Here is a 19960-nt window from a genome sequence, read left to right on the forward strand (position 1 = left end):
GGAAGACCCTACCTCCCCATCCCGACCCGCTGGGTACGCTGCTCGAGCTTGCCTTCGGTGGCTAGCGACGGAGCGACCATCACCTCGGCCTTCTGGAACTCCTTGATGTTCTGGTAGCCGGTGGTGGCCATGCTGGTCCTCAGAGCGCCCATGAGGTTCAGGGTGCCGTCGTTCTCGTGGGCGGGCCCGACCAGTATCTCCTTGAGGGTCCCGACGGTCTCGGTCTTTATCCGGGTGCCGCGCGGCAGGGTGGGATGGAAGGTCGCCATGCCCCACGAATAGCCTCTCCCGGGCGCCTCCTCGGCCTTGGCGAAGGCGCTCCCGAGCATCACCGCGTCGGCCCCGCAGGCTATCGCCTTGGCGATCTCGCCGCCGGTGCGCATCCCGCCGTCGGCGATGACGTTGACGTACTCGCCGGTCTCCAGGTAGTGCCGCATCCGGGCCGAGGCGGCGTCGGCTATCGCGGTGGCCTGCGGCACCCCCACCCCGAGCACGCCGCGGGTGGTGCAGATGCGCCCGGGCCCGACGCCAACGAGCACGCCGACGGCCCCGGTACGCATCAGGTGCAAAGCGGTCGAGTAGCTCGCACACCCGCCGACGATCACGGGCACACCCACCGAGGGGATGAACTCCATCAGGTTCAGCGGCTCGACCCGGCTCGAGACGTGCTCGGCCGAGACGACCGTGCCCTGTATGACGAGCACGTCGAGCCCGGCCTCGATCGCCGCCCGGTGGTACTTCTCGACCCGCTGCGGGGTGAGCGAAGCCGCGGCGATCACGCCCTGCTCCTTTATCTCCTGCACCCGCCGGAAGATGAGCTCCTCCTTTATCGGCTCCGAGTAGAGCTCCTGCATGACGCGGGTGGCCTTGGTATCGGGGAGGCTCGCTATCTCCTCGAAGACCGGGCCCGGATCCTCGTAGCGGGTCTGGATGCCCTCCAGGTTCAAAACGGCGAGCCCGCCGAGCGAACCTATGATCCCGGCGGTCTTCGGGTCGACCGCCGCGTCTAGCGCGGCGGCGAGACACGGCAGATCGAGCCGCAGGTCGCCGAGCGTCCAGGAGATGTCTACGTCCTCGGGGTCGCGCGTCCTGCGGCTGGGTACTATCGCGATCTCGTCCAGCCCGTAGGCCCTGCGCGCGGTCTTTCCTTTCCCGATCTCAATGTCCATCGGCACAACCTTTCGCTCGGGGATACACTAAAGCCCACGGGCGGGGCAGTTCCGTGGGCCTCCTGCTCTTCTCTCCGTTGGATACCGCAAGTCCCCGCCATGCTATCCCGACACCTGCGGAGGGTCAAGGGAGACTATATATACCAGTATAGAACAGCCACCGGGCTCCATTACCGCCACATGATATATTACCGACGTGAGCGGAGATGTCGAAGGGGTGAACCAGACTACCGCACCCGCCAAGCGCCGCAAGCTCTACATAGAGATAGCCGCCAGGATCCGTGACTCGATCCTGAGCGGGGAGCTGAAGCCGGGCCAGCCGCTCCCTCCGGAGCGGAAGCTCGCGGAGCAGTTCGATGTCGGGCGGGCGGTGATCCGGGAGGCCATCCGGCAGCTGGAGGCCGCTGGGCTGGTGGAGAGCCGTCACGGCGGCGGCAACTTCGTGCGCGAGATCACCACCGAACACCTGGTCGCTCCGATAGCCCGGATACTGCGCAGCAGGGCTCAACTGCGTGAGGAGCTGATGGACGCCCGGCTCTTCTTCGAGCCGCAGATAGCGAGAAAGGCCGCCGACCGGGCGACAGAGGAAGACCTGAGATCCCTCGAGGAGATCCTCGCCCGCCAGGAGGAGAAGGTCCGGAAGGGTGAGCCCACGGCCGACGAGGACGCCGAGTTCCACAGCCTCCTGGCCCAGGCGACCCACAACACGGTGATAGAGCAGATACTCGAGATCATAAACGACCTGCTGGAGAAGGCCTACGAACGCCCCTTCTCCGACGGCGAGCGCTCGAAGCACTCCCTGCAGGGCAACCGGGAGGTCTTCGAGGCGGTCAGGCGGCGCGACCGGGACGAGGCCCAGCGCGCGATGGCACGCCACATAGAGGACGTGGCGAGGAGCTTCAGGCCGAAACTGGACCCCGGGGAGCGAACGTGAATCAGATCCGTCACGGGAGGTGCGGCGGTGAAGGTTGACGGGGCACTGCTGAAGGAGGCGCGAAAGAGGGCCTCCCTCTCCAGGGAGGAGCTGGCCGACGCCATATGCCTGAACCCCGGCGTGGTTGTCGGGCTGGAGGCCACCCCCCGCACGGAGGTGAAGGACAGCGTCACGCAGAGCCTGGCGGAGGCCCTCGGCATCGAGGCCCAGACCCTCACCACCCACCCCTCTCCCCCACCACCGGTGGACCCGGACCTGAGACCAGAGGACCTGGGCTACGAGATCTGAGCCATGCTCGAGGGACGCAGGGTGTCGCTCGGAGAGATGGACGACGAGACCCTGGAAGAGCTCCGCTCCCGGATAACCGAGTACTTCGAGACCTTCTACGCCGAACTGCGCCGCCGTCTCCACGACCACGAGCTCGACCTCCCACACCCCCTCCCGGAACACCTGCGGGGGTACAGGAGGGTCGTGAGCGTCCTCGGGAAAGACGGCATCGTCATAACCCACTGGCCCGCGCCCCGCGACTCCTTCGATTTCCACATCTCCCCAGATAAAACCGCCGCGGAGCTCGTCGCCGAGGAGTGCGCGGGGGAACGCATACTCGAATACCCACCGGGTAGCGACTTCGGCACCTGCGAACTCGACGAACCCCTAAGGCTCACCGTCGGAGACCAGGTGGTGTGGACCTCCCCCTGGATGCGCCTGGAGGTCTCCAGCCGCCTCGACGCCTGGAGCGACCCGGATCGCGCCCGCAAAACGGCAGAGGCAGTCATCGCCTCCATAAAACGTTGAAAAAGGCGGGGCAAGGCGCCCCGCCAGCGATCACCCGAGAGAAAAAGGGGGTTACCCCTTCTTCAACTGACGGACCAGCTCCCTGAACTCCTGCTCGTAGTACGCCTTCTCCGAGCTCTCCTCGTCGGGAACGTCCGCGAGCCGCGCCCCCCGCCCCCTCCCGAGCCCACGGCTCGTGCCACGGAACATCTGCGCGCTCGGGGAGAACCTCTCGAAAAAGCGAACCAGGCGCGAACCGGTCTTGTTCATCTTTACCTCCTTTTCTCCTGATTGGTCTTACCAGTACTGGATTGTAACAGCGTGCAACCATACTGCCGTTAATTGCTTCACAAATAACAGTTTGAAGCGCGATAGATCCTGGGGATAGGTCATCTGGCACGCTTGAAGAAGTGTGGTTCCGGTGATGAATTTCCCCGAGTGGGATGGGAGGAAAGCACCGGGAAGCGACCGGCATGGTTCATCGGGAGAAGGAGGTTCTGTGAGCACGAAGGAGGCGCGTGCCGTGGGCATCACGGCGCCCGGTGGTCCCGAGGTACTCGAGGTCGTACGGCGGGAGGTACGCGATCCCGGCCCCGGAGAGGTTCGGATCGCGGTCCGGGCGGCGGCGGTGAACCCGACGGACATCGGGCTCCGGCAGAGGGGCGTTGAAGATGTCCCTCCGCCCTGGACGCCGGGGATGGACGCGGCCGGGACGGTCGAGGCGGTAGGAGAGGGGGTCGAGCGACTCGAGGTCGGGGAGGAGGTGATGGCCGCGGTCAACCCGCGAAGACCCGAGGGTGGGGCGCAGGCGGAGTTCATCGTGGTTCCGGCGGCCTCCGTGGTGCCGATCCCGGAGGGTACCACGCTGCAGCAGGCCTCGACCCTGCCGATGAACGGGCTCACGGCCAGGCTGGGGCTCGAGACCCTCGCGCTCGAGCCCAGGCAGACGCTCGCGGTGACGGGCGGGGCGGGGCTCCTCGCCTCCTACGTCATCGGGCTCGCAAAGGAGGCGGGCCTGCGGGTCATCGCAGACGCCAGGCCGGAAGACGAAGATCTGGTCAAATCATACGGGGCGGACGTGGTCGTCCCGCGCGGGGAGGACTTCGCCGCAGCGGTACGGGAGGTGGCGCCCGAAGGGGCCGACGGCCTCTTCGACACCGCGCTGCTGCACGAGCGGGCGATTGGGGCCGTCCGCGATAGTGGAGGCATGATCACGGTTCGCGGCTGGCGTCCGGAGCAGCCGGAGCGAGGGATCCGGGTGGAGCCGGTGATGGTCTTCAGGGTACTCGAGCGGACGGACTGGCTGGAGGAGCTGCGTCGTCTCGCCTCGAAGGGCAGGCTGAGCCTGCGCGTCGCCGGCGAGTACCCGCCGGAGGAGGCGGCCGAAGCCCAGCGCGTGATGGACGCCGGTGGCCTGCGGGGCCGGGTGGTCATCGTCTTCTGAGGAGATCACGCACTCCCCCTCCCGCGTCGCGCGAACCAGCTGGAGGCGACGAAGAACGCGGCGGCGGCCAGCCCGATGGCGTCCTCGAGGCGTGCGGGAACATCGACGAGGGCCCGGATCGCGCCGTCGTCCAGGAACATCCCGGCGGCGACCCAGACCAGAAGGCCCGTCCCGGCGTAGACCAGCCAGGTCCACCGCTCCAGCAGAGAGGTAAGGAAGGAGCTGCCCCAGACCACGAGCGGCACGGTCATCGCCACCCCGACCCCGAGCAGCCACAGGTTGCCCCCGGAGACCCCGATCAGGGCCAGAACGTTGTCGAGGGACATCACCGCATCGGCGAGGATTATGATCTTCACGGCCCCGAGAACGCTGCTTCCGGCCCTCACCTCGCTTACACCGGGGTCGTCGCCGGAGAGGTTCCAGGCGATCCAGAGCAGAAGCAGCGCGCCCACCGCCTGCAGGAAGGGGAGCTCGAGAAGCAGGGAGATGAAGCCGGCGAACAGGATCCTCAGGCCTACGGCGCCGGCGGAACCGTACACGATGGCCCGGCGCCGCTGCCGGGCCTTGAGGGTTCGCGCTGCGAGAGCGATGACCACCGCGTTGTCTCCCGAGAGGATCAGGTTGACCAGGAGTATGCCCGGCAGCCGGGCCAGCACCCCCCAATCCGCGAGGAGCTCGGAGGCGTCGAGGAGGTCTTCTACTGCAACCCGCGGGCCAGCCATCACGGCTCCCGACGGTCGTCGTCCCGCTGCAGTGGATATCGCCTGCTTCTGGCCCACAGCCAGCAGAAGAGCACGAAGGCGGCGGTGATCGCCGCCTCTATCGGGTCCTCGAAGCCGCGCACCGAGGCGGCGAACCTCTGCACAGAGTCGTCGCTGAAGATCATACCGATCGCCACCCACCCGAGCAGCGCGGCCCCGGCGTAGACGAGCCAGCCCCAGCGCTCCAGCACCCGGATGAGGAGCCGGCTCCCCCAGAAGACCACCGGCACGGTGGAGGCCAGCCCCACCCCGAGCAGCCAGAGGTTGCCTCCGGAGACCCCGATCAGAGCCAGAACGTTGTCGAGGGACATCAAGACGTCGGCCACCACTATTATCCTTATGGCCTGCCAGATACTCTCTCCGCCCTGGACCTTCGGGTTTTCGGCTTCCCCATCCCCCTGGACGAGTTTCCAGGCTATGTAGAAGAGCAAAAAGCCCCCCGCGACGCGGAAGTAGGGTATCTGCAGCAGCAGGGTGACAACCGAGGCGAACACGAGCAGCAAGAAGACAGCCCCGGCCGCCCCCAAAAAGATGGCTCTCTTGCGTTCTCGTCTTTTCAGCCTCCCCGCTGCCAGAGCGATCACCACCGCATTGTCTCCGGAGAGCATAACAGCGGTGAAGATTACGCCCAAAAGCCTAGCCAGAAGCGGTACGAAAGCCGTTATCTAGACCACCCTCCTTTTCCCTGCGTCCCGTGCAGAAAGACACAAAACGCCGGCTCATCCAGCATATCTCGATCGTGGAGGTTCCCGGGCGCTGCTGGAAGATCTCCCTAAGGAGACCTTTCCTTAAGTCTTGTTTCGCCTTCGACCTCTAGAATGCCGCCTGATGTCCCCGGAAGATCCGGCAGCACTTCCCACAAGCTGCCGCACGTATCTCATGGCCACGGGGTTGTGCTCCGCTATCCTCGGCCACCACCACAAGGCCAGGATCTCGTGTATCCACAGGAAGCCTATCCCGTAGCCCGCACCGAGCAGGGCCTGGTAGCCGAGAAAGGGCAAGAACCCGTCCGGGAAGACCCTTCCCCCGCCGAAGCCGGTCCCCCCCCAGAGGACGAGCTGCTGCACCAGCCGGGCCGCCGGGAAGCCGAGCGTCCAGAACAGCATCGCGGGGGCGACCCCGGCAAGGCGTATCCGTCCCGCCGCCAGGAGCCGGTCGTAGAGGGCGCCGAGCAGCACCAGCGGCACGCAGAGACCGAGCGTGTCGAGGGCAACGAGAGCGGGGGACAGGCCGCCGTAGACGGCCAGTCCCCCCACCATGAGTCCCGTAACCAGTCCGACCACCATGCCGGGGAGGGCGAGTTCCCACGCCCTGCGCGTCGGCAGACGCATCGCGATCAACCCACCACCACCCCGAAACGGAACAGGCTGTAGAACAGCATGCCCAGGTAGAAGATCGCCCCGGCCGCCAGGACGACGTTGACGATCATGTTCGGGCGGATCCTCTTCGGAAGCAGCAGGTTGTTGGTGAACAGCAGCAGGATGCAGTAGGCACCCATCGCGAACGTCGAGAGGAACGCCAGGATGTCGAGCACGGAGGCCGGGCCATCCGCGGGGCCGAACAGCAGGACCAGTATGCCGAAGGCCATCACCCCGTAGAGGAAGCCGAAGTACAGCTTGTTCATGCTGAAGCGGCGCGCTCCCGGGATGAAGTAGTAGGTCATGTCCGACTGGCCGCGGGCGAAGGCGTCGAAGATCCCGAAGGTCCCCTTCCAGCCGACGATCGCGATGAAGCCCAGGTAGACGAGCTTGAGCACCGTGCCGCCGGCGCTCTTGTACGCCGCCGCGATGGCCGAGATCGCCGCCGTCTCGTCACCGCCCTTGATCACGCCGATCACGTGGGGGTTGATCTGCCCGGCGGCCTGAGCCAGGATCGTGAAGACGATGGTCACGAGCATCGTTATGCCCCAGAAAAGCAGGATGGCGTCGAAGCTCACCCACCGCCTCCAGTTGCGCCACTTGCGCATCTCGTCCCGATCCTCGGTGTCGAACATGAACCCCCGCGAGGGCATGGTCTCCTCTTCCTCGTCCAGGTGGATGAGGCCCTTGATCCTGGGGATGTGCGCCCCCATACCCGCGCCCTTGTCGCGCAGCCAGAGCGTGTACCACATCTGCTGCATGCCCGAAGGACCGGCGAACGCTATGGAGCCGACTATCACCGGGAACCACGCCGCGCTCATCGCCGCCTTGGGCATGTACCCGAAGGAGACCAGCCCGTAGAGCGTGGCCCACAGCTGGTGCCAGGTCCCCACGATCCCGGCGACTATAACCGAACCTATCACCAGAAGCCCGATCAGGACGGAGAGCACGGCCTCGAGGATGCTGTAGACGTATTTGGCCACCGTGTAGATGACCCCCATGATGATTATCCCCACTATGGCCGTGCCGAGCCATCCTATCCCGGTCATGTACTCGAAGGCCTGGGCGCCCAGCGAGACGTGCCCCGGCCAGATGTACACCAGGATCGCCACCGCGAAGAAGAACCACATGAACGGCTTGGCTATCCGCGCCGCCCCGAAGAAGATACTCTCGCCAGTCGCCATCGCGTACCGGGCCATCTCGAGCATCACCACGGCCTGCAGCGAAACCCCGATCAAAAACAGCCACCGGATCTGCGGCCCGAAGATCAAAACCAGCCGTGGCCACATGAAGGTCTCGCCGAGCCCTACACCGAGCGCCACCAGGACCATCGCCGGTCCGAGGAGGTGCAACGCCACCGGTGCCTCCGGGAGCCTCCGGATCGGCATCGGCTCTCCGCGTCCGGGGTCCCAGTACCTTTCCTCTGTTCCTCGCACCTCCCCCGCTGGCGCCTCGGGTGTCCCCTCCACGCGATGAGCCTGGCTGTGAAGCCGCCCCTCCCTGTAGTTGGCGGCAGAAGCGCCCTCGTCGCTGTCAGCCGGCATCGCTTCTCACTCCTCCTTTGCCTCGACGGGGAGAGCCTCCACCCTCCCCGTGGTTTTTTCACCGCTCCCGGTTACCAACCCCGCTACCCAGACATCACCTCCTCTCCCGTAGAATCTCTCCACCCTAGTGCCCGGTGGACGGCAGGGCGTTCGGGTATTCGTCTAGCCGGTTGTCGTCACGCCAGGGCTCGCTCGGGGCGTCGGGGACGCCCTCATACTCCTCGTGGGCGTGTCCCGGCTCCCCGGTCCACGAGGCGTTCACCCGCTCGACGTTTTTGTTTCTCACCTTCGGCTCAGCGCTGGTTATGTTTATGGGCCCGCCGTAGCTGAAGGCGACGACGCACGGGATGATCCACTGCTCCCACATCTCGTCGACCTTCTTCTGGAAGTAGGCGTAGTCCTGGTTCTTGAAGTGGGCGAAGCGCCCCTGCTTCTCCAGGTACTCGCGCACCGGCTTGCGGCGCCGCCGGCCCGTGGCGATCTGTTTGGTTATCCCGGTGAACTCCAGCACCCCGTCCTTGATCTCGTAGAGCGGGTAGATGCCGGTCTCGAGCGCGAGCTTGCCGAGCTCGACGGAGTGCTCGGGGTCGTAGTGCCAGCCCTTAGGGCACGGGTCGAGCACGTGGATGTAGGTCGGCCCCCCCGCGCGCAGGGCCGCCCGCACCTTGTCCATCATGTCGACCGGCATCGCCGGGGTCCCGGAGGCTATGTACCTGGTGTCGGGGTGCCCGGCGGCGAGCATGCCGGGGACGTTCTTCTTCCACCGACGCTGCATGATGCGGTGCTTCTTTCCGGGCGGGCTGAAGGTGGTCACCGCCCCCCAAGGCGTCTGCCCCGAGGTCTGGATGTCGGTGTTGGCGTAGGACTCGTTGTCGTAGAGGAAGATCAGGAGGTTGTACTCGATGTCGGTGAGCGCGGCGCTTATGGCCGAGAGCCCCATGTCGGCCCCGCCGCCGTCGCCGCAGAACGCGATCACGTTTATGGGCTCGTCCTTGATCTTGCCCTTGCGCATCAGCGCCTTGAGCCCGGCCGCGGTCCCGACCGCCGCGGAGCCGGCGGCCCCGAGCTGGGTGTGCATCCAGGGCACGACCCAGGGGGTGGTCATGTAGGTGGTGTTGGCCACGTACATGCATCCGGTCGAGCCGAGCACGATCGTGCGCGGGCCGGCCGCCTTGGCCATCAGCCGCATCGGCAGCGAGGAGAGACACCCCTGGCACGTCCTGTGCCCGGACTCGAAGTACTCCTCCACCGGTGCTTTCTTTATCGACCTTATCGGGTCGAGCTTGAGAACCCGTCCCGGTGCCTCCACGGTCAAGGGAAGACCTCCTTCCTGTGTTGCCTCTACTCGCGTACCCCGATCCAGCTTACGGTGGGGACATCCTCTCCCCGCGCGGCGCGTCGGGTGATCTCGGCCATCTCGTCCATCATCTCGGGGGTGAGCTCACGCCCGCCCAGACCACCGATGAAGTTGACCAGCCGGGGTCTCCTCTCGGCGTCGTAGAGCGCGGCCCGCAGATCGGTGAAGAGCACCCCGCCCTGCTGCGGGGAGCCGTAGGAGTAGTCGCGGTCTATGACGCCCACCGCCCGGAAACGGCCGAGCGACTCGGCGAGCTCCTCGTCGGGGAAGGGCCTGAACCACTTCAGCCGGATGAAGCCGACCTTCTCGCCGCGCCCGCGCAGCCTGCGCACCATGACCTTGGCCGGAAGGCCCAGGGATCCCATCCCGAGGAGCACGTACTCCGCATCCTCGGTCATGTACTCCTCGAAGAACGGGTTGTCCCCACCCCGCCCGAAGAGCCGCCTGAAGTCGTCGTGCGCCTCCCGGATCACACCCTTCACCCTCCTCGCGGCCTCGTCGGTCTGTTTGCGGATCTCCATGACCCAGTCCTCGTTGGCCTGCGGGGCTATCGTGATCGGGTTGTCCGGGTGCAGCAGCCGGTCCCCCAGGTCGTAGGGCGGCAGAAACTCGTTGACGGTCTCCTGGTCGGGGATCTTGATCAGGGTCTGGGAGTGGGTGATGAACGCCCCGTCGACGCAGATCCCGACCGGGAACGAGACCCTCCTGTCCTCCCCGACCCGATAGGCCATGAGCGTCGCGTCGAAGCACTCCTGCGCATCCTCGACCCAGAAAAGCAGCCACCCCAGGTCCCGCACGACCATCGCGTCGTTGTGCTCGACCCCGAACGCCCCGGGGTCGTCGAGCGCCCGGTTGCCGATCATCGCCACCACCGGGAGCCGGAGCGACGGGGTGACCGCGAGTGACTCCATCGCGTACATCCATCCGACCCCGGAAGACCCCACGAACACCCGGCTGCCGACGGCGGAGGCGTGCTTGCAGATCTCGAACTGCGAGTGCTCCCCCTCGGCCACGATGTACTCGCACTCGAGCTCGCCGTCGGCGATGAGCTTGGCCACCGCCTGCATCACGCCGTCGTAGGGCCGTATCGGGTAGGCCGCGGTCACGTCCACGTCGGCCAGCTTGACGGCCTGCGCCACCGCCTGAGTCCCCGTGGTCAGCTTCTCGATCTGCCGCCCCCTGGGCCGCGCAACGGTCATCCTCTCTCCTCCTCTCTCGCTAACGCTCCGCAGTTCCGCCGTCCACCGGAGCCCAAACGTCGGTGTTGAAGTAACCGCTGTGCCTGACCCTCCCCCTGGCTATCTTCTCCTCCCTCCACTCGCGGTAGCCCTCCGGATCCTCCTTCCACCTCGGGAAGACGTCCCGATTGCCCTCCTCGATGAACTCCAGGTCGTTGACCATCACGATGCAGTCCTCCACAGGACAGACCTGCGAGCACAGCCCGCACCCGGTGCAGTAGTCGTAGTTGACCGGGAAATATCCCTCCTCGGTCACGTCGAACGCCTCATCCGGACAATCGAGCCAGCACTGCCGGCACTTGATGCACGCGTCGAAATCGACCAGCGGACGCATGGTCCTGTCCGAAGAGGTCTTGTAGTCGGGGTTGCGCTCGCCGGGCTTGCGCGCCTCGACGATTATCGCCTCGCGCATCTCGCGGTAGCCGGGCAGCCTCACCGGCTCGTAGTCGTCCTCCTTGCCTTCTCCCGCAGCGACCTCGTAGACCCTCACCTCCTCGTAACCGCTGCGCAGAGCCTCCAGATGCTCATCCCCGAGCTTCTCGTCCTCCTCGACCACCTCCTCGACGGCCTCGAGCTCGAAGATGTCCGGCCTCACCTTCGCTATAGCCCCGAGCACCCGCATGTCCGTCCCGTCGTCCCGGTAGACCCAGAGCCCGCCCATGCTGGGCGTGCCCGGCAGGATCGCCAGCGTCCAGGGCCAGGGCTTGCGCGGGATCACCCGGAGCAACTCCTCCGCCGACCGATGCGATACGACGAGCAGCGTCCCCCCGCGCCGCAGCCGCAGGTTTATCGGCTGCCGCCCGTAGAACGCCCACGACTCCACCCCGTCGCACAGCGTGTCGTCGAGCACCGTGATCACGTCGAGCTCACCCGGCTCGTACTTCGCCAGATGCTCCTGCAACCGCTCCTCGTCCGGCGCGATCACCGCGAACTGCTTCGCCGGAACCCCATTGCGCTCCGGAGAGTCGCTGTAACGCTGGATCGTGGACCCCAGCCACTCACGCCTGCGGTTGGCCATCACCACGTGCTTGCACAAGTTCGCCGCGAGCGTCTTCTGGAAGATCCCGCGATACGTGAACTCCACGCTCTTGGCTTCCTCGAGTACCTCCGTCGAAGCCCTCCCCTCCACAGCCTCCGCGGCAGCACCGGGTTCCCTTCCAGCCACCTCAGTCATCCTCTCTCCTTCCCTTTTTGGCAATACCATTTGGTATGACCAAATTTCGGAGCGAATGTTATCATCGTTTCCGGTCGAGGTCAACATCTTTTGGGGGTTTAGTTCCGAGGGGGGCGGAGCAGGGAGTCGGGTGAGAACAGGGTCGCACCGGTGGGCTCCTCTGCGAGGAGGACATCCTCGGGTGGGTCGGGGTAGGCGGTGAGCTCAGAGAGCCCAACGCCGAGCGCCGCGGCAATCCTGCGGCCTATGGTTTCGAGGACGTGCACCCTGGGCTGGCGTTCGAGTTCCTCTATGAGCCGGACGCCGTCCGGGTTGTAAGGGCCGGTGGCGCGGGAGAGATCCTCACGCGAGAGCCCCCTCTCCTCGCGCAGTCTACGCAACCTCGCACCATCGATGAGATAAAGGTTCACCGCTGATCACCCCGTTTCTCGGATCCCGGGTTCACACCCTCTCTCCGACGCCCTCCTTCCGGTCCATCCCGATCGTCTTCTCATCCATGCAGGGCAGAACCAGGACCGGACAGGGAGCGCAGGCGAGTACCCTGTGGGTCGTGGAGCCGGGGCGGAAACGGTGTCTGATCCCCCTGCCGTGGCGGCCCAGGACTACGAGATCGAACCCCCCTTCCTCGAGGAGGTGCAATATGACGCCGGCCGGGCTCCCACCGCAGACTTCCAGGCTCTCCACGTGCACCCCGCACCCCTCCAGAGCCTCGCGGATCCGCGACCGGACCTCCTCCAGGTGCTCCTCGAAGACCTCGCGCGGGGTCTCGCCCAGGATCTGCGTCTGCAGAGCCGGCGGCGGTTCCTGCACGCACACCACGTGAACCTCCGCCCCCAGCAGCTCCGCGAGCTCGTCCCCCCGCTCCAGAACCCCGTGGGTCAGCTCACACCCATCCAACGCCACGAGCACCCTGCGGTACGGGAGGTCGTTCCCACCCCTCGAAACGCCCGCCGAGCTTGCCGGAGAACTGCCCGAGAAGGCGCTCACCTCTCCCTCCTTCACCCAAAGGTATGACCAATATCAATGATAAAAGCCCGACCTGAGAATGTCAAGAGAAGCACAAACAAAGAGGGCGGCCCCGAACGGGGCCGCCCTGCAGAGGGTAAGTTCTAAGCAGCGGGTCTTACATCATCCCGCCGCCGGGCATGGCGGGCTGCTGCTCCTCCTCGGGCTCGGCGACGACCACGTCGGTGGTGACGATGAGGCTACCGATGGAGGCTGCGTTCTGCAGCGCCGAGCGGGTGACCATGGCAGGGTCGATGATCCCGGCCTTCACCAGGTCCTCGTACTCGCCGGTGAGGGCGTTGAACCCGATGGAGTCGCTCTGGGCACGCACCTTGTCCACCACGATCGAGCCGTCGGCGCCGGCGTTCTCCGCGATCTGACGGATGGGCTCCTCGAGCGCCCGGTAGACGATCCTCGCGCCGGTCCGCTCGTCACCCTCGAGCTCATCGAGGAGCTTCGCGACCTTCTCCTGAGCCTTCAGGAGCGCCACCCCGCCGCCGGGGACGATGCCCTCCTCAAGAGCAGCCCGGGTAGCCGAGAGCGCGTCCTCGACCCGGTGCTTCTTCTCCTTGAGCTCGGTCTCGGTCGCCGCACCGACCTTGATGACCGCCACGCCGCCGGCCAGCTTGGCCAGCCGCTCCTGCAGCTTCTCGCGGTCGAAGTCGGAGTCGGTCGTCTCGATCTCGCTCTTTATCTGGTTGATGCGGCCCTTGATCTGCTCGGGGTCACCCGCGCCGTCGACGATGGTGGTGTCGTCCTTGGTGATGACGACCCTGCGGGCACGGCCGAGCTGGCTGAGCTGGGTGTTCTCCAGCTTGAGCCCCAGCTCCTCGGTGATGACCTCGCCGCCGGTGAGGATCGCGATGTCCTCCAGCATCCTCTTGCGCCTGTCGCCGAAGCCCGGGGCCTTGACCGCAGCCGCGTTGAACGTCCCGCGCAGCTTGTTGACGATCAGGGTCGCGAGCGCCTCACCCTCGACGTCCTCGGCGATGATCAAAAGCGGCTTGCTCGCCTGCATCACCTGGTTGAGGATCGGCAAGAGATCCTGCACGTTGCTGATCTTCTGGTTGGCGATCAGGATGTAGGGGTCGTCCAGAACCGCCTCCATCCGGTCCTGGTCGGTGACGAAGTACGGCGAGAGGTAGCCCTTGTCAAACTGCATCCCCTCGGTGAACTCCAGCTCCATCCCGAGGGTCTGCCCCTCCTCGACGTTGACCACCCCGTCCTTGCCGACCTTGTCGATCGCCTCGGCGATGACGTTGCCGACTTCCTCGCTGCGCGCGGAGATCGCGCCGACACGCGAGATCTCGTCCTTGCCCGAGATCTCCACGGCCTGCTCCTTTATCGCCTCCACCGCAGCGTCGACGGCCTTCTCGATCCCGCTCCGGAGGATCACCGGGTTCGCACCCGCCGCCACGTTCTTCAGGCCCTCGCGCACGATGACCTGCGCCAGAACCGTCGCCGTGGTCGTCCCGTCACCGGCGACGTCGTTGGTCTTGGTCGCGACCTCCTTGACCAGCTGGGCCGCCTGGTTCTCGAAGATGTCCTCGAGCTCGATCTCGCGCGCAATCGTTACACCGTCGTTGGTGATCGTCGGCGAGCCGAACTTCTTGTCCAGAACTACGTACTGCCCCTTCGGACCGAGCGTCACCCTGACCGCGTCGGCCAGCTTGTTCACCCCGGCCTCGAGCGCCCTCCTCGCCTCGGTGTCGAACTTTAGCTCTTTGTGCGCCACTCCAGATACCTCCTCTGATAAACTCACGTTCCGGAGCCTACATGTTTTGGCACTCTACCCGGTAGAGTGCCGACGCCCGAAGTATATTCCGCAGAAGGTTGGAATTCAAACCATGAACAACGCGAGCATCTTCCGTCCGGAGCGCATCCCGAGCCTCAGCCGGCTGCCGAAGGAGATAGGCAGGGAACGGCGTTCCTGCGAGCGCTGCTCGAGGGAGACGGAGCACATAATCTATGTGGTACCCAGGAAGGTTGCCGTCTTCCTGTACACGAGGGATCATCCGGAGAGCGTGCACGCCACCTGTGTGGAGTGCGCGCGAAGCGTGATCCTGCGGGGAGAGGAGCGGGAGAAGGCGCTGGGCAGGACCGGGTGAGAGGGGGGCGAGGGGCCCCTGCCCCCCCTCTCTCTCTGCCGGCATCCTAGCGCCGGGCGCCCTGGTGTGAGAGGTTGCGGATCAGGGCGGAGACCTTCGGCGTACCGAGGCCGGTCGGCAGGTCGTAGCCCTTCTTCGCCCGGTAACCGCCGCCGTAGAAGACGTTGCCGCCGCGGGTCACGTCGTGGAAGCTCGCCCGGTAGGCGGCTCCGTTCTTCGCGAGGGCGTAGAGCCTGGGGTTCAAAAACCCGAGCGGCCTTCCGGCGGCCTGGTTCGCGAGCGCCCCGATACCAGCCCACTGCGGAGCCCCGGAGCTGGTGCCGCCGAAGAAGTAGAAGCCTTCGGGGATGCCGGGGATGCTCAGGTACACCAGCACGCTGGTGTACACGGAGGCGTCGTAGCTCACGTCCGAGGTCGTGCGATGACGCGTGGGCTGGAATCCTCTCTGGTAGGCAGGTTTCTTGAACACCCGGCTCGGGGCACCACCGGTAGCTCCGAAGATCCCCTGGGTGCACCCGAACGGGCACAGCGCCGGGTTCGAGTCGTTCCAGACCGTCTCCCGCCGGTAAACCCCGCGGTCGCTCGCGAACAGGTTGGTCCCGCCGACGGCCGTCACCAACGGGTCGGAGGCCGGGTAGAGCGCGTTGGGTCTTCTGAAACCGTTGCCCGCCCCCGAATCACCCGCGGAGGCGAAGACGCTTATGCGCTGCGCCCGGGCGTTCACGTAACCGTTGTGCGAGAGCCTGAGCTGGACGTTGCTCTCCACGCTCTTGATCGCGGCCTCCGGCGTACCGTAGCTCTGCGACCAGACGTGTCCCAGACCACGCCCCAGCGCCCAGGTCTGGGCGTAGTTGAACGCCAGATCCGAGTTGTCGCGGGCTATCACCAGGTTGATCCTGGCCTTCGGCGCTATGGCGTGCGCCCACTGGGTGTCGAGCGCTATCTCCTGCGCCCACCCCTGCTGGTTGGAGTTTCTGGGGTCGAACTTCGGCCTGCCCTGCGGATAGTAGATGTGCAGATCGGGCTTGGGGAGACCGAAAGTCTCGCTGAAGGTCTCGAGATCCCGTCTTACGGAGGGACTCCCATACGCGTCGAAGATGACGATCGACTGCCCCTCGCCTTCGAGCGAGGACGGGATGTCGTACGCCCGTCTGATCTGCTGCGGTGAGTAGCAGGCCACCCCGTAGCGGGCCACACACTCGGACGGGGTGTACGGGAAAGCCCGGGCGTTCGCCGCGAAAGCGTACCTCTTCGGTGGATGCGCCTGATACCTCCACGGCTCGTTGACCAGCCTGCGTGCTGCGGCGTCCCTGCTCCCGACGACGCCGACGGACAACACGGCCGCCAGAAACGCTAGCATGAGGCAGGCGAAAACCCGCCTCGGGAAGCATCTACCCCTCATGTGTTGCATTCTCCTTCTTGAGCGTGGACCGGCAGGTACTCGATCTGCCACAAAGCCGCCTGCATCCCCCTCCCTCTGTTCGGATCTCCGTACCAACCGCCCGTTCCCCCTCCCCGCTCCGCAAAGAAGGGAACGCGCAAAAGGCAGCCGCGCTGGCCACCGGCCAGCAGTATAGAGCAGGGAAGAACCCCCTCGCAACGCCCGCGGCCTCAGATGCTGCGGGCGTTGAGGCCGAGGTAACCGGGGAAGGGTATCTTCCGGGAGTGGGGCGCGGCGGCCCCGATCATGGCGGCGTTGTCCGTACAGAGCGCCGGGGCCGGGATGACGATCCCGATGTCCCTCTTCTCGCACTCGGTCCTGAGACGACCGCGCAGCCGGGCGTTCGCCGCGACGCCCCCCGCGACCACGAGGGAGCGGGAATCCGTCATCTCCGCGGCCCGCAGCAGCTTCCGGGAGAGAGCCTCCACCACCGCCGCCTCGTAGCTCGCCGCCAGGTGGGGCAGCTCCTCTTCTACCCTCTCCTCCCCCAGGCGCTGCAGCGTGTAGAGCAGGCTCGTCTTGAGGCCGGAGAAGCTGAAGTCGAGATCGTCTTTACCCTTGAGGGCCACCGGAAACTCGTAGCGTCCCGGGTCACCCCCCTCGGCCGCCCGCGAGAGCGCGGGGCCTCCGGGGAACCCCAGCCCGAGCATCCTCGCCCCCTTGTCGAGGGCCTCCCCGGCGGCGTCGTCCAGCGTCTCGCCGAGCAGCGACATGCTCCGGTCGCTCCCGACCGAGTAGAGCGCGGTGTGCCCTCCGGAGGCGACGAGCGCGACGAACGGCGGCTCGAGCGCCGGGTCCTCCAGGTACGCCGCGGCGACGTGCCCCTCGAGGTGGTTCACCGGGATGAGAGGCAGCCTGCGGGCATAGGCCACGCTCTTGGCGGAGGCCAGCCCGACGAGGAGCGCCCCGATGAGCCCCGGACGCACCGTAACCGCGACGGCGGTCAACTCTTCGAGGGTCGCCCCCGCATCGGCGAGCGCCTTCTCCACCACGCCGTCGATGCGTTCTAGGTGGGCCCTCGAGGCGACCTCCGGCACGACCCCGCCGTAGCGGGCGTGCTCGGTCTGAGTGTGGACGACGTTCGAGAGGGCCCTGTGCCCGTCGTCCTCCACCACGGCCGCGCAGGTGTCGTCGCAGGATGTCTCTATCGCCAGTATCACGCTCGAGGGGTTATTTTATCTCCGGCACGCGAGGATATACTCCTCCCATGAGAGCATTCTCGCTCATGTTCGCCTTCATCGCGCTCGTGCTGCTGCTCGAGCTCGCCCTCTACCTGGCCCGCGGCCCGGGGGACCTGCGCGTCGCGGCCTTCATCTTCGCCGGGTTTCTGGTCTGCCTCGCCCCGGCCGTCTACCTGCTCAGGCCCTTCGAGGGTAGAGAGGATCTCGAGCGCCGTCGGGAGGAGCGGCGTCGGGAGCGTGAGCAACGGGCTAAGAAGAAAGGTCGAGGGTCATGAGCATGGCATCCTCGTCCCCGTAGTAGCGGGGCCGCCGCCCGACCTCCCTGAAGCCGAGCGAGCGGTAGAGTGAACGGGCCGGGGAGTTGCTGGGACGCACCTCGAGGTGGACCCTGCGGACTTCGGGGAAGGCATCCATCGCCGCCCGGACCAGAGCCCGGGCGTAACCTCTGCGCCGGCACTCCGGGCGCACGGCGAGCGTGGTCACGTGCAGCTCCTCCGAGGTGCGCTTGACCCCGATCTGGGCAACGATGCGCCCTTCCTCTTCCAGCGCCAGGTAGAGCCCGAAGGGGCTCTCCAGCTCTTCCCGCCAGACGGCGGCGCTCCAGGGGCGCGAAAGACACTCCGCGTCGACCTCCACCGCCTCCGGAAGATCGTCCCGCGTCATCCGCCTTATCCTGTGGTCGCTCAAGGCCGGCTCCAGGGGTTCCGCTCCCTGCGCACCTCGGCGTCCGGCTCGCGCACGTAGAGCGGCACAACTTTCTCCGGAGGGACCGGTTCGAGATCGCCGGCCCCGAGGTGCCCCGCGGCAGAGACCCTGTTCAGGGGAGAGGAATCTTCGGGTATGTGCCCGAGCGAGGAGAGCTCCTCCCGGTAGCGCACGGCCCCGTCTCCCACGAGGAGAAGATCGCCCTCACGCGGCAGATGCCGTGAGAGCTCGCCCGGTCTCACGCAGAGCACGCCCGTGCTCTCCCTGCCGGCCGCGAAGAGCTCGGCGAAGACCTGGCGGCGCCGGGCGTCGATCACCGCCACCACCCTCTCCCGGCCCGAGGAGAGCGCCGGGTGGGCGAGAGCATCCAGGGTGGATGACGCGCAGATCTCGGCCCCGAGCGTCCCCGCGAGAGCTCGGGCGGTGGCCACCGCGATGCGGATGCCGGTGAAAGTCCCCGGCCCCACACCAACCACGATCCTCCCCACATCCCCGAGATCCTCTCCCGCCAGCTCGAGCACCTCGTGCACCGAGGGGAGAAGTGTCTCCGAAGCCCCCCGCGCCGAGCAGGAGACCTCGGCCAGAACCTCCCTGTCGTGTCCCTCGAGACGGGCGAGCGCCACGCTCACCTCCGCCGTCGAGGCGTCCAGAGCGAGCGTCAGCATCCTCCGAGCCGCTCCTCCAGCGGGCCCGTGATCCGTACGCCCCGCAGCCCCTCTCCCTGGTGTGAGAGCTCGACGAGAGAGGGGGCCTCGAGCGAGCCGAGCGCGGGGTCCGCCCACTCGATGAACGTTATCGCCCCAGGCTCCAGGTAGTCCTCGAGCTCCAGCACGTCCGCGCTCCCTATCTCCTCCAGCCGGTAGAGGTCGAGGTGGTTGAGGGTCACACTGGATCCCGCCATCTCACCCTCGTAGCTGCGGGCGAGCTGGTAGGTCGGGCTCGTCACCCGCTCGCGTACGCCGAGGGCGTGCATGGCGGCGCGCACGAAGGTGGTCTTGCCCGAGCCGACCTCCCCGGAGAGCACCACGACGTCCCCGGGTTCGAGCAGCGCGGCGACCCTGGCCGCCAGCCTCTTCAACTCCCCCTCATCGAGCTTCTCCCACTCCATCGAAAGGCGGACCTCGTCTGTCACCACAGGCCCGGTTGCACGGGCTCCCTGCCGTCATCCGGCTGGTGCGGGACGTTCAGGGTCTCGTAGGTGGCCGGGCGCTCGGCGGCGAGCAGCTCCGGCAGACGCCCGAAGTCGGAGATGAGAAGAGCGCGGTCGGCCGGGGTGTAGAGCGCCTTGCGCAGCGAGAGCGTCGGGAAGACGTATCTCCCGTCGAGCGGCACGGCCCGGCCGCGGATGCGCGAGAGAGGATCCTTGCGCCCGGTCAGGACCCTGGTGGCCAGCTCGCCCAGAGCGACGATCACCCGGGGGTCGACGGCCGCGATCTGGACCATCAGATAGGGCCGGCAGCTGCTGACCTCCGAGGGGCGCGGGGAGCGGGGAGGGGTACCGGGCGGCCGGCACTTGACCAGCGTGGTGAGGTATACCTGATCCCGCCTCATCCCGACCGAGGCGAGCAACCGATCGAGTAGCATCCCGGAGGCACCCTGGAAGGGACTGCCCTCGCCATCCTCGTTGAACCCCGGGGCCTCCCCGACAATGAAGAGCTCGGCGTTGAGCGGCCCCTCACCGAAGACGACCCGGGTGCGCGAGTGGGAGAGCGCACACCTGGTACAGCCCAGTGCCTCCTTCTGCGCCTCGGCGAAATCCATCTGAGC

General features: G+C 66.6%; 24 protein-coding genes. 6 read left to right on the top strand and 18 right to left on the bottom strand.

The window, feature by feature from the left end:
• Positions 1 to 8: 8 nt before the first annotated feature.
• Positions 9 to 1169 (bottom strand): GuaB3 family IMP dehydrogenase-related protein, encoded by a 1161-nt coding sequence (locus AC6EKW_RS08385; protein ID WP_273888624.1) that lies wholly within the window; start codon positions 1167 to 1169, stop codon positions 9 to 11.
• A gap of 196 nt (positions 1170 to 1365) precedes the next feature.
• Between AC6EKW_RS08385 and AC6EKW_RS08390 the strand changes: the two genes are divergently transcribed.
• The 3 genes from AC6EKW_RS08390 to AC6EKW_RS08400 are packed head-to-tail and all read left to right on the top strand — an operon-like array spanning position 1366 to position 2898.
• Positions 1366 to 2103: a FadR/GntR family transcriptional regulator gene (locus AC6EKW_RS08390; protein WP_498514149.1), complete on the top strand. Its 738-nt coding sequence runs from the start codon at positions 1366 to 1368 to the stop codon at positions 2101 to 2103.
• 27 nt (positions 2104 to 2130) lie between these two features.
• A complete protein-coding gene (locus tag AC6EKW_RS08395) occupies positions 2131 to 2391 on the top strand; it encodes a helix-turn-helix domain-containing protein (protein WP_273841453.1) in 261 nt (86 codons plus the stop codon).
• Between the two features lie 3 nt (positions 2392 to 2394).
• A complete protein-coding gene (locus tag AC6EKW_RS08400) occupies positions 2395 to 2898 on the top strand; it encodes a hypothetical protein (RefSeq protein ID WP_498514150.1) in 504 nt (167 codons plus the stop codon).
• Positions 2899 to 2949: 51 nt separating this feature from the next.
• Here AC6EKW_RS08400 and AC6EKW_RS08405 read toward each other — a convergent pair whose 3' ends face one another.
• Complete coding sequence (locus tag AC6EKW_RS08405; RefSeq protein WP_273841449.1) at positions 2950 to 3147, bottom strand: hypothetical protein; 198 nt, start codon at positions 3145 to 3147, stop codon at positions 2950 to 2952.
• Positions 3148 to 3376: 229 nt separating this feature from the next.
• Between AC6EKW_RS08405 and AC6EKW_RS08410 the strand changes: the two genes are divergently transcribed.
• Positions 3377 to 4321: a quinone oxidoreductase family protein gene (locus AC6EKW_RS08410; RefSeq protein ID WP_498514151.1), complete on the top strand. Its 945-nt coding sequence runs from the start codon at positions 3377 to 3379 to the stop codon at positions 4319 to 4321.
• 5 nt (positions 4322 to 4326) lie between these two features.
• Here the strand turns inward: AC6EKW_RS08410 and AC6EKW_RS08415 are convergent, their stop codons facing one another.
• From AC6EKW_RS08415 to groL, 10 genes are all read right to left on the bottom strand, one after another.
• Positions 4327 to 5043, bottom strand: a complete 717-nt coding sequence (locus AC6EKW_RS08415) for a TerC family protein (protein ID WP_498514152.1) — start codon at positions 5041 to 5043, stop codon at positions 4327 to 4329.
• Positions 5043 to 5714: a TerC family protein gene (locus AC6EKW_RS08420; protein WP_498514153.1), complete on the bottom strand. Its 672-nt coding sequence runs from the start codon at positions 5712 to 5714 to the stop codon at positions 5043 to 5045. Before AC6EKW_RS08420 ends, AC6EKW_RS08415 begins: the two co-directional genes overlap by 1 nt.
• A 156-nt stretch (positions 5715 to 5870) precedes the next feature.
• Positions 5871 to 6413, bottom strand: a complete 543-nt coding sequence (locus AC6EKW_RS08425; protein WP_498514243.1) for a hypothetical protein — start codon at positions 6411 to 6413, stop codon at positions 5871 to 5873.
• A gap of 5 nt (positions 6414 to 6418) precedes the next feature.
• Entirely contained in the window at positions 6419 to 7984 is a 1566-nt protein-coding gene (locus tag AC6EKW_RS08430; protein ID WP_498514154.1) for an Nramp family divalent metal transporter, read from the bottom strand.
• A 124-nt stretch (positions 7985 to 8108) separates the two neighbouring features.
• Positions 8109 to 9293 (bottom strand): thiamine pyrophosphate-dependent enzyme, encoded by a 1185-nt coding sequence (locus AC6EKW_RS08435; RefSeq protein ID WP_498514244.1) that lies wholly within the window; start codon positions 9291 to 9293, stop codon positions 8109 to 8111.
• Between the two features lie 32 nt (positions 9294 to 9325).
• The gene (locus AC6EKW_RS08440; protein WP_273888616.1) at positions 9326 to 10540 is read right to left on the bottom strand and encodes a pyruvate ferredoxin oxidoreductase; all 1215 of its coding nucleotides are present in this window, start codon (positions 10538 to 10540) and stop codon (positions 9326 to 9328) included.
• A 19-nt stretch (positions 10541 to 10559) separates the two neighbouring features.
• Positions 10560 to 11744 carry a 4Fe-4S dicluster-binding protein gene (locus AC6EKW_RS08445; RefSeq protein ID WP_498514155.1) on the bottom strand — a complete coding sequence of 395 codons (1185 nt, stop codon included), beginning with the start codon at positions 11742 to 11744 and terminating at the stop codon, positions 10560 to 10562.
• A 107-nt stretch (positions 11745 to 11851) separates the two neighbouring features.
• On the bottom strand, positions 11852 to 12163 hold the full coding sequence (locus tag AC6EKW_RS08450) for a helix-turn-helix domain-containing protein (protein ID WP_498514156.1): 312 nt from the start codon (positions 12161 to 12163) through the stop codon (positions 11852 to 11854).
• 31 nt (positions 12164 to 12194) lie between these two features.
• Positions 12195 to 12740 carry a universal stress protein gene (locus tag AC6EKW_RS08455; RefSeq protein ID WP_498514157.1) on the bottom strand — a complete coding sequence of 182 codons (546 nt, stop codon included), beginning with the start codon at positions 12738 to 12740 and terminating at the stop codon, positions 12195 to 12197.
• A gap of 136 nt (positions 12741 to 12876) precedes the next feature.
• A complete protein-coding gene (groL, locus tag AC6EKW_RS08460) occupies positions 12877 to 14493 on the bottom strand; it encodes a chaperonin GroEL (protein ID WP_273888612.1) in 1617 nt (538 codons plus the stop codon).
• 112 nt (positions 14494 to 14605) lie between these two features.
• Here groL and AC6EKW_RS08465 point away from each other — a divergent pair, with 112 nt between their 5' ends.
• Positions 14606 to 14866 (top strand): hypothetical protein, encoded by a 261-nt coding sequence (locus AC6EKW_RS08465; RefSeq protein ID WP_498514158.1) that lies wholly within the window; start codon positions 14606 to 14608, stop codon positions 14864 to 14866.
• A 46-nt stretch (positions 14867 to 14912) separates the two neighbouring features.
• Here the strand turns inward: AC6EKW_RS08465 and AC6EKW_RS08470 are convergent, their stop codons facing one another.
• Both AC6EKW_RS08470 and tsaD read right to left on the bottom strand, forming a co-directional pair.
• Positions 14913 to 16268 carry a S53 family peptidase gene (locus AC6EKW_RS08470; RefSeq protein ID WP_273888610.1) on the bottom strand — a complete coding sequence of 452 codons (1356 nt, stop codon included), beginning with the start codon at positions 16266 to 16268 and terminating at the stop codon, positions 14913 to 14915.
• A gap of 209 nt (positions 16269 to 16477) precedes the next feature.
• Entirely contained in the window at positions 16478 to 17467 is a 990-nt protein-coding gene (tsaD, locus tag AC6EKW_RS08475) for a tRNA (adenosine(37)-N6)-threonylcarbamoyltransferase complex transferase subunit TsaD (protein WP_498514159.1), read from the bottom strand.
• A gap of 47 nt (positions 17468 to 17514) precedes the next feature.
• Between tsaD and AC6EKW_RS08480 the strand changes: the two genes are divergently transcribed.
• Positions 17515 to 17763: a hypothetical protein gene (locus AC6EKW_RS08480; RefSeq protein ID WP_273841423.1), complete on the top strand. Its 249-nt coding sequence runs from the start codon at positions 17515 to 17517 to the stop codon at positions 17761 to 17763.
• Here AC6EKW_RS08480 and rimI read toward each other — a convergent pair.
• Genes rimI through AC6EKW_RS08500 form a run of 4 tightly spaced genes read right to left on the bottom strand, consistent with a single transcriptional unit; the run spans position 17738 to position 19954 of the window.
• Entirely contained in the window at positions 17738 to 18175 is a 438-nt protein-coding gene (rimI, locus tag AC6EKW_RS08485; protein WP_273888608.1) for a ribosomal protein S18-alanine N-acetyltransferase, read from the bottom strand. The genes AC6EKW_RS08480 and rimI overlap by 26 nt on opposite strands.
• Positions 18172 to 18858, bottom strand: coding sequence for a tRNA (adenosine(37)-N6)-threonylcarbamoyltransferase complex dimerization subunit type 1 TsaB (tsaB, locus tag AC6EKW_RS08490; RefSeq protein ID WP_498514160.1), 687 nt, complete (start codon positions 18856 to 18858; stop codon positions 18172 to 18174). The genes rimI and tsaB overlap by 4 nt, the downstream gene beginning before the upstream one ends.
• Entirely contained in the window at positions 18852 to 19301 is a 450-nt protein-coding gene (gene tsaE / locus AC6EKW_RS08495; RefSeq protein ID WP_273888606.1) for a tRNA (adenosine(37)-N6)-threonylcarbamoyltransferase complex ATPase subunit type 1 TsaE, read from the bottom strand. The genes tsaB and tsaE overlap by 7 nt, the downstream gene beginning before the upstream one ends.
• 20 nt (positions 19302 to 19321) lie before the next feature.
• Complete coding sequence (locus AC6EKW_RS08500) at positions 19322 to 19954, bottom strand: uracil-DNA glycosylase (protein ID WP_273888605.1); 633 nt, start codon at positions 19952 to 19954, stop codon at positions 19322 to 19324.
• Positions 19955 to 19960 lie beyond the last annotated feature (6 nt).

This window comes from Rubrobacter sp. M3-4, assembly GCF_059772285.1.